Below are 1,976 nucleotides of genomic sequence, written 5' to 3'. Positions count from 1 at the left end.
GCCATCGGCGGTGATGCGGACACCCACAGGCTGGATCTGTTCGGAGCGCAATCCCTGGATTTCGAAGGTGATCTTATGGGTCACCGCGCGGGTCTTGTTGTCGATGACCGATACGGTGCCGCCGATTTCAGCGGAAACCCAGACCTCGGAACCATCGGGCTTGAACTCCGCAAAGCGCGGGCGCGAATCCACCAGCACATTGTCGGTGATTTCATGGGTCGACGTGTCGATGAAATGCGCCATGCTCGTCGTTTCGGAGGTATTGACGATCGTCTTGCCGTCCGGGCTCACACCCATGCCTTCCGGCTCGACGCCCACCGGTATTTCCGCCACGACACCCTTCGTATTGACGTCGATCACCGTGACGAGATTGTCGTCCTCATTGGCGACATAGAGCGTCTTCCCATCGGGCGACAGGACGAAAAGCTCCGGGTCGGGCCCCGACGGCAGCGATCCCACGACCTCGTTTGTGGCAGTGTCGATCATCTCAACCGTGTCGTCATCGCTGGCGCAGACATAGATGATCTTGCCGTCAGGCGAGATGGTGATGCCGCGGGGCCGCTGCCCGACATTGATCGTCTTGACCACCTCCATGGTCTTCGAATCGACCACGGTCACCGTGTTGTCTTTCTCATTCGAGACATAGACCAGATTGGCCCAGGCTGGCTGTGCAAGAAATGGCAGCGCTATGGTCGCAGCGAGCAGGCACATGTGTCGTCGTCGCATCTTTGTCCTCCCAATACATTGTTCTTAATTAAGCTTGCACTTGGTTTCCGGCCTGTCCACGCCCAGCGTATCGAGTTCCGAGAACTGATGCAGGAAACCTTCCTGCGGTGATGTGGACACGACGCCGTGACCATCGCCGATCAGGATCGGCTGGCGCAGCTGCCAGTTCCAGTTGCGGAAACTGAGTTTTTGTCCCTTGAAGGCTGCTATGGAAAAGTCATCCGCCTTGATGAAAGTTTCGACCTGTTTGGGGTCGTTTGCCTTTGACCGCGTGATTGCCTCTCCCAATATGCGCACTGCAGTCCAAGCTTGCATGTCCTTCGACAGCATCCGCCGTCCTGTTGCCTTGTCGAAACGGTTCTGAATCTGTGATCCACCCCATTGTTCGCTGGCGGGGTGCCAGCTTGAGGGAACCAGTCCGGCCGTTCCCGCTACCGGCCGCGGCGTCCAGGTCCGGTAAGGGACGTAGCTGCCGAAAACCTCGCTCTCGTCGGCGACGATGATCACATCGTGTTCCGGCAGGTTCTGGGTGAATACCGGCATCTGCTTTTGCACCTGGATGACGCCGGTATCGGTCCTGCGCGCGGTGCCCTTGTCCTCGTAAAGCCGCTCTTCCACGATCGTCGCGCCGAAACGTGTGGCCGCGCGGCGGATGGCATCGGCGTAGAGCTTGTCGCGGTCGTGCGAGCCATAGAGCAGCACCCATTTGCGCCATTGTTTCCAGACGAGATATTGCGCCAGTCCGTCGGCGAGCATGCTTCGCGTCGGTGCCGTGTGGAAGACGTTCGAGCGGCATTCCTCTTCGCGCAGGCTGTCATCCGTAGCGCCCACATTGAAAAGGAGGACGCCGTTGTCCTTGGCGAGATCGGCAATCGACAGCAATTGCTTGGCGGAAATGTCGGTCAGGATGAACCGGTCGCCACGGGCGAGCATTTCCTTGAATACGGGCACCACGTCAGCGTCGAACTTCGTCTCGGTCACATCCAGCGCAAAACTCTGGTCCAGAAACGTGCCGGTTGTATTATTGTCGTTGATGGCAACATTGGCGCCGGCCACGCCTTCGTCGCGCGGCGGTATATCGAGTACGGATAGTGCAAGTTGCGGTTCGTAGGCGCGAAGATAGCCGATGCGGGTTTCAACCACCGGTTTTGCAGGTTTATTCGTCGCAGCCTGCTGCGCCGATGCTCCGGACACGTTGACGAAGAGCAAAAAAAAGCCGAATAAAACTGAGAGAGTGTTTGGCACCGTAC

At 58.3% G+C, this 1,976-nt stretch carries 2 protein-coding genes; both read right to left on the bottom strand.

What is annotated here, in order from left to right; all coding sequences use genetic code 11:
- The coding region (locus ACXJ5O_RS25455; RefSeq protein WP_457302336.1) for a PQQ-dependent catabolism-associated beta-propeller protein at positions 1 to 726 on the bottom strand (726 nt) is incomplete at its 3' end.
- A 24-nt stretch (positions 727 to 750) separates the two neighbouring features.
- Positions 751 to 1,935: an ABC transporter substrate-binding protein gene (locus ACXJ5O_RS25450; protein ID WP_457302337.1), complete on the bottom strand. Its 1,185-nt coding sequence runs from the start codon at positions 1,933 to 1,935 to the stop codon at positions 751 to 753.
- Between the last annotated feature and the right edge of the window lie 41 nt (positions 1,936 to 1,976).

This window comes from Phyllobacterium sp. P5_D12 (genome assembly GCF_054049495.1).
The sequence above is the reverse complement of the archived record's forward strand: the minus strand, read 5'-3'. Positions and strand labels throughout refer to the sequence as shown.